8 protein-coding genes are annotated in these 9,346 nt (G+C 64.3%); 1 reads left to right on the forward strand and 7 read right to left on the reverse strand.

The annotated features are described in order from the left end of the window. Positions 1-30 precede the first annotated feature (30 nt). Positions 31-888, forward strand: a complete 858-nt coding sequence (locus tag VAE54_RS04720) for a TIM barrel protein (protein WP_322800783.1) — start codon at positions 31-33, stop codon at positions 886-888. A 65-nt stretch (positions 889-953) separates the two neighbouring features. On the opposite strand, the gene VAE54_RS04725 is transcribed toward VAE54_RS04720, so the two are convergent. The 7 genes from VAE54_RS04725 to scpB all read right to left on the reverse strand — a co-directional run bounded on the left by VAE54_RS04725 (position 954) and on the right by scpB (position 9,276). Further along, a complete protein-coding gene (locus VAE54_RS04725) occupies positions 954-1,838 on the reverse strand; it encodes a cytochrome c (RefSeq protein WP_322800784.1) in 885 nt (294 codons plus the stop codon). 39 nt (positions 1,839-1,877) lie between these two features. Further along, positions 1,878-3,569: a cytochrome b gene (locus VAE54_RS04730; protein WP_322800785.1), complete on the reverse strand. Its 1,692-nt coding sequence runs from the start codon at positions 3,567-3,569 to the stop codon at positions 1,878-1,880. Between the two features lie 70 nt (positions 3,570-3,639). Beyond that, on the reverse strand, positions 3,640-4,209 hold the full coding sequence (locus VAE54_RS04735) for a ubiquinol-cytochrome c reductase iron-sulfur subunit (RefSeq protein WP_322800786.1): 570 nt from the start codon (positions 4,207-4,209) through the stop codon (positions 3,640-3,642). A 391-nt stretch (positions 4,210-4,600) separates the two neighbouring features. Further along, a complete protein-coding gene (gene truD / locus VAE54_RS04740; RefSeq protein ID WP_322800787.1) occupies positions 4,601-5,842 on the reverse strand; it encodes a tRNA pseudouridine(13) synthase TruD in 1,242 nt (413 codons plus the stop codon). A 105-nt stretch (positions 5,843-5,947) separates the two neighbouring features. Next, positions 5,948-7,297 carry a guanitoxin biosynthesis PLP-dependent transaminase GntE gene (gene gntE / locus VAE54_RS04745; RefSeq protein WP_322800788.1) on the reverse strand — a complete coding sequence of 450 codons (1,350 nt, stop codon included), beginning with the start codon at positions 7,295-7,297 and terminating at the stop codon, positions 5,948-5,950. 28 nt (positions 7,298-7,325) lie between these two features. Continuing rightward, entirely contained in the window at positions 7,326-8,471 is a 1,146-nt protein-coding gene (locus VAE54_RS04750) for a saccharopine dehydrogenase family protein (protein WP_322800789.1), read from the reverse strand. Positions 8,472-8,700: 229 nt separating this feature from the next. Continuing rightward, positions 8,701-9,276, reverse strand: a complete 576-nt coding sequence (gene scpB, locus VAE54_RS04755; protein ID WP_322800790.1) for an SMC-Scp complex subunit ScpB — start codon at positions 9,274-9,276, stop codon at positions 8,701-8,703. Positions 9,277-9,346: the final 70 nt, after the last annotated feature.

Here is a 9,346-nt window from a genome sequence, read left to right on the forward strand (position 1 = left end):
AAAACCCACTGCTCAGGAGAGGACCGACATATGGAAAACGCGTTGCGGTTTGGGACCGTGGGCAGCCCTCTTTCGACCCCACCACGGCCGGGAGGCACCGTGGGGGGAATTCAGCGCATCCACGAGCTGGGTCTGGAGGCTCTGGAGCTGGCCTGGGTGCGCAGCGTGCGGGTCTCGGAGGCAACCTGCCGTCAGATCCGGGAGACAGCGGAGGCCCTGGGGATCGCCCTCAGCGTCCACGCTCCGTATTTCATCAACCTCAATGCCCAGGACCGGGCCGGCTATCGAGCGAGTCGGGAGCGCCTGATGGCCACGGCCCGGGCAGGCTATCAGGCCGGCGCCCGGGACATCGTGTTCCATCCCGGCGCGTATCAGGGCGCACGGCCGGAGCGGGCCTATGAGACGGTGCGCCGGCGCCTGCAGGAGATCGTGGAGGAGCTCCGTGAAGAGGGAGTCGAGGTCATCCTGCGTCCTGAGACCATGGGGAAATCCGCCCTCTTCGGCACCTTGGATGAAGTGATCCAGCTCTCCCGGGATATCCCGGGGGTGCTCCCCTGCATCGATTTCGCTCACCTGCATGCGCGGGCGGGGGATGGATCCTTCAATTCCTATGAGGAATTTATGGATGCGCTGCGCCGGGTGGCAGCCGGATTGGGCCCACGGGGCCTCCAGGAGCTCCACATCCACGTCTCCGGCATCGCCTACACCCGGAAAGGGGAGCGTCACCACCTGAACCTTCAAGAGGCCGATCTCCGCTATGAGGAATTGTTGCAGGCGCTGATCGATACGGGTGCCCGGGGGCGGGTCCTCTGCGAGAGCCCGAACCTGGAGGAGGATGCATTGTTGTTGCAGGAGACATATCGGCGGCTTCTCGCCGGAAAGGGATAAAAAAATGAGGGGGGCGGCTTTACCGCCCCCCTCGCTCTGTAAAACGAGTGCCGGGCGACCCGCAGTTATTTGAGCGTCATCAGGAACGCGATCAGATCCGCCAGATCCTGAGCGGACATCTGATTGCCCAGGGTGGCCGGCATCTTGGAGACGCCGGGGGCGGCAGCGTATTTATCAGGCTCCACGATATAGGCGTTCGGCTGCTGGATGGACTCGCGGATATATTCCTCGGGCGTCTTCGCCTGGCCCCTGTAATCCGGCGCCCGGATCCGCTCCGCAGCCCAGGTGGCGATCCCAGCTAAGGAGGGGCCGACCAGGACCTCGCCCGGCTTCAGGCTGTGGCACGCCTTACAGGAAGCGGCTGCGCCGCTGGCCTGCTTGACCTCCTGATTCCACAGGGCCTCGCCCCGCTTGGGATCTCCTGGCGGCAGCGGTTTCGTGAGATCTGTCCCCACCGCTTCGAAGGCAGGTGTGGGAGTCGGCGCCGGCCCAGCCGTCTGCCAGTTCAGGATAAACTCCACCAGGCTGTCGATCTGATCCGGCCGCAGGGGTCCGCCGAAATCCTGGGACCAGGTGGGCATCGGATCCGCGTAGACCTCATTCGCTCGATAGGTGCTGCGGATCGGACGACCGGCCGCGATGGTTAGCTTGATGAAGTTACGCAGGGAGTTGGCATAGTTCTGGTTCTGTTTGAGCGCTTCATAGTGCTGGAACACGCCGGGGTTCAGATCGGGCCCTTTCCCCGGGACCCCCTCTCCATTTGGGCCGTGACAGGTGCTGCAATACTGCTCATAAAGCAGCGCCCCGTTTTCGATCGCCTTCGCCTTATGCATGGCCTCGAAACGGGCCATGCGCTGCTCCTCAGTGAGCCAGACCATGCCAATGGTGATCACCGTAGCCAGCGTCAGGATCGTCGCGCCGATGATCCGCCGAGTCGCTAAATCGAACATCGATCCCCTCCGCTTAGGTCGGCTGTGCTCTACCCTGGCTCACTCCCCACCGTAGCCGCCATCCCGATGGAGATAGATCGCCCGCTTGGACTCTTCCATGACGGGTTTCCCCTCAGGATCCAGAACGGGCTGGCCGTTCTTCATCTGAGCCCAGCGGATCGCGATCTCGAACCGCTTCAACCCGGGCTGGGCCTCACTGATGCGCACGACGGCATAGCCCTGAGGCAGGTGCGGATCGGTCTCGATGCGGTGTTTCAGCTCCTCCAGCACCCGGGACAGCTTGGGCGCATCTGCCGGCGGCTGGAGATTACGGGTGTCATAGGTTCCCGGAATCAACTGCTCATAGGGGATGGTGCGCACTCGACCCTCGCCGTAAAGCGGGTCCGGATTCAGAGGCATGAACTCCTGGAGCACCTCCACATCAGCCGAGGAGGTGACCGCGAAGGCCGGCGTGCCCATATAGGTGAGCAGCGTCCATGCGGCCACCCCGACCAGGCCCGCCACCAGGGCCTTGCGTCGATGGGAATAGCGCCGGCTGATGTTGAAGTCCAGATAGGGCATGATCAGCAGGAAAAGCAGGATCAGCCCGGGCAGGATCACGCCCATGAACGTCTTGCTGTTATAGATGGTGGAAGGTGGACTGGGCAGACCCAGGCGATCCAGCGCCAGCAGGAAGGGATCTTTCAGCAATCCCTGGAGCCAGAGGAAATACCAGGGCGCCGTGGTGTGCAGCGGCGTGTTCAGCGGATCGGCGTGCTGCTCCAGCGGCGCGTCATAGAAGAAGGCAGCTCCGATGACCAGGAAGGCGATAAGGGCGATCCCCCACAGCGCCTCCTGGATAGCGATGTCCGGGATGTAGGGCACCCGCTTCTCCGGCGGGACCTTACGGGCCGTGTCATCGCCCACCGCCTCCATCTCCGGCGGCAGCGAGAGGCCGTGACGCACCACCTTGTAGTAGTGCACAAAGAAGACAAAGAACAGCAACAGGGGCAGGAAGATCACATGGAGCAGATAGAACCGCAACAGACCGGCTGCGCCGATGTCGGGTGCCCCGCGCAGGATCAGGTTGACGATCCGCCCCAGCGCCGGCGGCGGCGTGGCTTCGGCCATGCTCGTCCCAATGGTCACCGCCCAGTAGGACAGCTGATCCCACGGCAGCAGGTATCCGCTGAATGAGAGGAAGAGGGTGAAAACCAGCAGGATCACCCCGGTAGCCCAGGTGAACTGACGGGGGCGCTTATAGGAGGCGGTGAAAAACGTGCGTAGCATGTGCAGCATCACCGCCACCACCATCGCCTCCGCCCCCAGCCGGTGAACATCCCGAACCAGCTGGCCGAAAGGGACATTGTTCAGAATCCGGAGCATGTTTTCATAGGCCACCAGGGGCGAGGGCGTGTAGAAGATCATGAGGAAGATGCCGGTGATGGTCTCGATCAGGAAAAGGTAAAAACTCAGCAGCCCCAGCCGGAAGGTAGGGTAGAGCCGGGTCACCGCTTCGTGGTAGAAGGAAGGCTTGATATGGAGGATAAAGCCCTCCGTATGGGGCTTCACCCGCGGGTTAGGTCGGGGCGGGGGCTCGCCCCGGATGATGTTGCGCACCTCGGTGAGCGGGATGCCCGCGGTCACCCGGGTGACCAGCTCGTCCAGGTGCATAAAGATCACCCGGCGCCATCCGTATTGCTGAACCTCTTTCTGCAGGGTGGGAATCGGTTCGGGCCACCGCAACGCCATCGGATCTCCTCCTCGCCGCTCCGGAAGGTCGCCTCAAGGGCAAAGAAAACCATCGGGGCCAGAAAGGGCCTTAAGCCCGCTTCTTCTCCGCCGGCTTGCCCAGGATCTTCCGCCCAGTATCCACCTCGATGATCAGATTCGGATCGGGAACCGGCAACGGGTTCCCCTCCGGATCCGTTTGGGCCACAACGCGCCCGCTGGCATCCTTCAGGTAAATCACAAAGCGATCCAGGTTCCGTGGGGCCGGCCCCTCAATGTAGGTCCCGTCCAGCTGGAACTTGGAGCCGTGGCACGGGCACTCGAAGCGGAAGTTGCTGGGGACCCACTTGTAGAGGCAACCCAGATGGGTGCACACTTTATAGATGGCCAGGATCCCTTTCTCCGTATGGACCAGCCAGATCTTGGCCTCCGGGAATTCCTCCGGGCCCTCGCCGACCTTGGGCAGCACATCCCCGGCCCGCCCGAAGGGAAAGATCCCGCCGAACTCCCCCACTTTGAAGCGGGGAAGGGCGAAGAGCACGCTTAAACCGCCCAGCTCCGCCATGAAGAGGGCCATGGAGGCCGCCCAGACATAGGTGAGAAACTCCCGCCGGGTGATGCCCGGCGCCGCCGCTGTCGGAATCGCCTGTGCCTCCGCCATCTCTCCCTCCCATTGATCTTTCCAGCTCATCGATCGGGATCGCCCCGGAGCTCGACCATCCGAGATGGCGCCCTCCTCGGACCACCGCCAAATTCAGCAGGGCCCTCCTGTTTGCCGCATGCGGAGCCAGCGACGACCGCATCGGCAAATTGAGGGTGAACAGGTTAGCACCAATCGCCCCATTCCCCCGCAGAATGCTCCTCCAACCGACTCGCGTTAACTATAACATAAGGCCAGCAAGGGCGTCAATCACTCCCGATGAAAATCTGAAATTGAGCTCCAATTAGGACGGGGGAGGGGTCACGCTGGCGTGGTCTGGCCTCCCTCGGATCCTATCCAGAGGACCCCATGGCCCAACGGGGCGCGGAGGAGGGCCCGCATGGGGTTCCCTTTATGAACCCGAGGGGCGAAGGATGCGGTCTTCGGCGCTCTGGGCCCATGCTGCCAGCGCTTTCAACAGCAGCGTTCCGTAACTTCCAGGGGGCAACTCAAAAACCAGGGTGGCTTCGCGTCTGTCCGGTTGGAGATCCTGAAGATAGAGAACCCGCGGCCGGCACCAGGCAGGCCGTCGGGTCGGCGGGGGCGCGTCCTCCAGCAGCGCCCCCTTCCGGAAATGGGAGAGGGTTAGCCCTTCCTCCGCCAGGGCCGCGGCCATCGCCTCGGACCATGGGGATTCATACCGGGCCCGCCGATGGGGCAATTCCAAGATCATCTCCATATCCTGGGGTGGTTCCAGGGGCGCCGGGAATCGCTCTCCCCGGATCTCCACCTCCAAGTGGGGAAGCGATATCCACGCCCATCGGAGGGCCCGGTTCCAGATCCAGGCCCGATAGGCGTCCACCCATAAGGCCCGGAGGCGCGCGGGGATGCGTCGCACCGCTCTCCGCCAGTCCGTCGGATGATCCTTGAGAAAGGTGAGCACGCTTCGATAATTGGATGGGCGGGGCGCTCGTTCCTGCATCGCCGCCCAGTTCCCCCACCAGGCCCGGGCTTCGGCTTTGAAAGCCCGCACCCCTGGCGGATCGCCCGCCATCGGCACGGTCAGATAGATCCAGAGGACCTCCTCCGCCTGGCCCAGGAGGAGCGGCCGGCCGATAAAGCCCGCCTCTGGGCTCCATGATCCGAAGCGTTGATCATCGAAATAATTGGGAAAACCACGGATCGCCAGGGCGGCCACCGCCGCCGGCAGCCGCTCGATCTCGAGATCGTCCAGCTCCCGGAGCCGCACCACAAACCGGTTCCCCCGCAGATCCCAGGGACGCAATGGGCGATCCGCCTCACCAATACGGACGGCTTCGAAGCCATGGCCCTGAATCCGGTCCGGCCCCCGGCCCCGCACGGCGGCCATCTGAACCGCGACGGCCTCTCGATCCTTCAAAGCCGGAAAGATCACCGCCCGCTGGGGGACGCCCAACCGCGCGGCCAGCTCCGCCTGGACCTCCAGCGTGGTGCGCCCCTGCTTGCGCACCCGATACAGGACATATGGACCCCCAGGCCGAAGGGGGAGATCCACAAGCTCTTCAACCTGAAAATCTTCGGGGCGGACTTTCCAGCGCACGCCTGTTTCCGCAGACGAAGGGCTTGCGCCACCGGGAGGCCCAAACCGCTCCTTCCTCCCCACCCTTTGGGTCACAGGGGGAGAGCCCCCCTCGGCATTCGGGAAGCAGCCAGCGGCCCGCTACCGGGTGAGGCAATGCCCCAACGGAATCAGGCCGCGACCCGATGGAGCAGCCCCGCTTTATTTTCCGACCGAGGTCACCTCCACCGGCCCGATGCGCTTGCCTTTGAGAACCGCACGCACGGCGTCGGCGAAGCGGTTCAGCGTCTCGTCTACCACTTCCGGGGTATGTGCGGCGCATGTGAACCACGGCTCCCGGGGATCCACCTCAAACATCACGCCGCGCTCATAGCATGCCAGGCCGATCTCGGAATACAGCTCGATATCGCTGCGCATGGTATCCCGGTGATCCCGCGGCGCCCCTTCGAAATTCAACAGGAAGCTGAACATGTTCGGATGGCCGGAGACCACATGGGGGATGCCCGCTTCGGCGAGGATGTCGCTGATCCCTTTCATCAGCCGCTTGCCCGCCTGGGCGGCCCGCTCCAGCGCATCCGTCGTCTCCAAGATCTCCAGGGTCGCATCTGCGGCGGCGGTGCCCACGACATTCCCGTTATATGTGCCGGCGTGGGCGACCGCACCCGGCTCGATGGTCATCATGATCTCCCGCCGGCCGCCGATGGCGGCGATGGGGAAGCCGTTCCCCATCGCCTTGGCGTAAGTGACCAGGTCCGCCCGCACGCCAAAGAACTCCTGCGCCCCGCCCCGGGCGATGCGGAAACCGGTCTTGACCTCATCGAAGATCAGGACGATACCGTATTCATCGCAGAGGCGCCGCAGGAAGGGGAGAAACTCCGGGTGGGGCATGATCGCCGCGCTGTTGCCCAGCATGGGCTCCACGATGATCGCGGCGATATCTCCCCACTTCGCCCTCACCGTCCGCTCGACGGCCTCGAAATCGTTGAAGGGGAGCGTGATGACCAGATCGGCGATCGCCCGCGGGATCCCGGAGCTGGCCACTACGGGAATGGGGTGACGACGGCTGCCCATCGCCTGCCGGAGGGCCATGGCGGTGGAGAAGAGCAGGTAATCGTGGTGGCCGTGATACTGACCCTCGAACTTGATGACCTTTTCCCGACCCGTGTAAGCCCGGGCGATCCGCAGGGCGTGCATGGTGGCTTCCGTCCCGGAATTCGAGAAGCGCACCATATCCACACCGGTCATGCGGATGATCCGCTCCGCCGCGCGGATCTCCCATTCGGTGGTGGCTGCGAAGATCACGCCGTCGCGGATCGCTTCGCTCACCCGCTCCACCACCCCAGGGTGGCCATGGCCCAGGATCACCGGGCCGTAGCCTAGGCGATAATCAATATAGCGGTTGCCGTCCAGGTCATAGATGTAGGGGCCTTCGCCGCGGCTGACGACGATGGTCTGATCATCGCCCCAGTAGCGGAAATTCGAGGTGACCCCCCATGGCATCACCTCTTTGGCGCGACGGAAACGCTCTCGGGTTTTCGGCCAGTGGCGCATGGCAGCCTCCCCCATACAGGTTTGCGGGTCATTCCCTTTCCTCAATGATCTCAATGCCCCTTCGCGCCAGCTCCTCGAAGAATCGCTCGGGCGGGATCGCCCGTTCCGGCGGCACCACGCCCCGGGCGGTGATCTCGCCGCGGGCGATCATCTGGGCCGCAATGCTCAGGGGCACACCGATGTTCCGGTAATAAGCGGCCTCCCCACCCCACACGTCCTGGGGGGGATGGCGGTTGTGCAACCTCACGGTGCGCGGACGTCCGTCCTTTCGGCCATGGACTTCCACCACGAGCCCATAGGCCCAGATCGGATTCGACCGGGAGGCGGGGAGGGCCAGCAGAAGGCGGGCGATCAGTTCAATGGCGGGATATGTGCGGTCCTCCATCGGAACCGGGGTGGAAGAGAGGGCTCCCATTTCATACAGGGTGCGCATCGCGCGCATCACATGGGGCGGGAAGCATCCCCGAACCGCCGCCCGGCGGAGGCCCGGAAAAGAGCGGGGTAAGGTTCGGGCCTCATCGTGGGGCACATAATACACCGTTTGCTCCCCGATCTGTTCGTGGAAGCGAACCCGCTTCTCTCCAGAGAACGGCGGAGCCGGCCGCCAGGCCCCATCTTCCCAGTAAACCATCGCGCGTTCCGGCTCCTCCGGGTTGAACTCCCACAGGGTGGTGCGCAGCAGACCCGGGGAAGGGGCCAGGCACCGGAACGCGGCGAAAGCGATCTCGATCGCCTCGACCTGGTCCAGATGGCGCGCCCCATGGGCGGCCATCACGTTCGTGGTCCCCGGTGTCGCGCCCACACCGGGGATGAACACCATATCCCTGGATCGGGCCTGCTCATCCAGCTCGAATTGCGCCTCATCGAAGGCGAGATCCACTCCACTGACCCCGGCTTCCACGCATGCGCGCGTCACCAGGACGTCGTAAGCGAAGGGGAGGCCGTTCATGACCACATCGAAACCGCGGATCTGGCGGACAAGGGCTTCTTCATCCCGGACGTCCAGGGGGATCACCCGGAGGCGCGGGTCTCCGATCTCGCGGGCGAGGCGCTCCGCCTTCTCGGGGTCGATATCCGCGATCACGATCTCACGGAAGAGGCTGCCGAATTGACACAGATCCCGGGTGGCCTCCCGGGCCACCGCCCCCGCTCCACCCAGGGCCAGTATCCGCATAGCGTCCTCCTGAAGGGGAAGAATGGAACCGGTGTTCGCACGGCCGGATCGACTGCCGGGAAGGTCCCTCTGGAAGGATGCCAGGTGCCCACCGCATGCCGCTCCGCCTGGCAGATCGGAGGAGCCGTCCGCCATGGAGGCCCGGCAACGGAGGAAAACAGCAATCAGCCCTCCGCCATTGCCCAGATAGTCCAAAATTAAGCTCCCCCTTCCCTAAGAGGGAAGGGGGTCAGGGGGTTAGATCCGAGAACCCCTCCGCGGCTCCGTCCAGCGGTGGCAGGTCAGCCAGGGAGCGCAATCCGAAATGCTGCAGGAAGAGCATCGTGGTCCCATATCGGATCGGGCGGCCGGGCCCCTCCGCCCGGCCCACCTCCTCAATCAGGCCCCTCGCCAGCAAGGTCCGCAGCACCCCCTCACAGTTCACGCCCCGGATCGCTTCGATCTCCGCCCGGGTGATGGGTTGCCGGTAAGCGATGATGGCCAGCGTCTCCAGGGCCGCGGTGGAGAGGCGGGTGCCTCCGTTGAGGCCCAGGAAGCGCCGCACATCCTCGGCCGCCTCCGGGGCCGCCACCAGCTGCACTCGATCCCGATGGCGCTGGAGCCGGAGCCCTCGCTCCCTCAGGCGCTCCTGGAGGAGGTTCAACGCCTCCTCAATGGCCTCTGGAGGCACCTCCAGGGCGCGGGCGAGCTGGGCGATGGTGGGCGGCTCCTCTGCCACAAAGAGCAACGCCTCCACCCGCGCATCCAGCGGGAGATGACCGTTTGGCAGAAGAGATGTCAGGAACCGCGCCTTGATTTCGGACATGGAGTCGCCTTCGACGGATCAGCCACAGGGGTATAGGGACCACATTACGATCCTGCTGCTCCTCAGTATA

This window comes from Thermoflexus sp., from assembly GCF_034432235.1.
In the GTDB taxonomy this organism is placed as follows: Bacteria; Chloroflexota; Anaerolineae; order Thermoflexales; family Thermoflexaceae; genus Thermoflexus.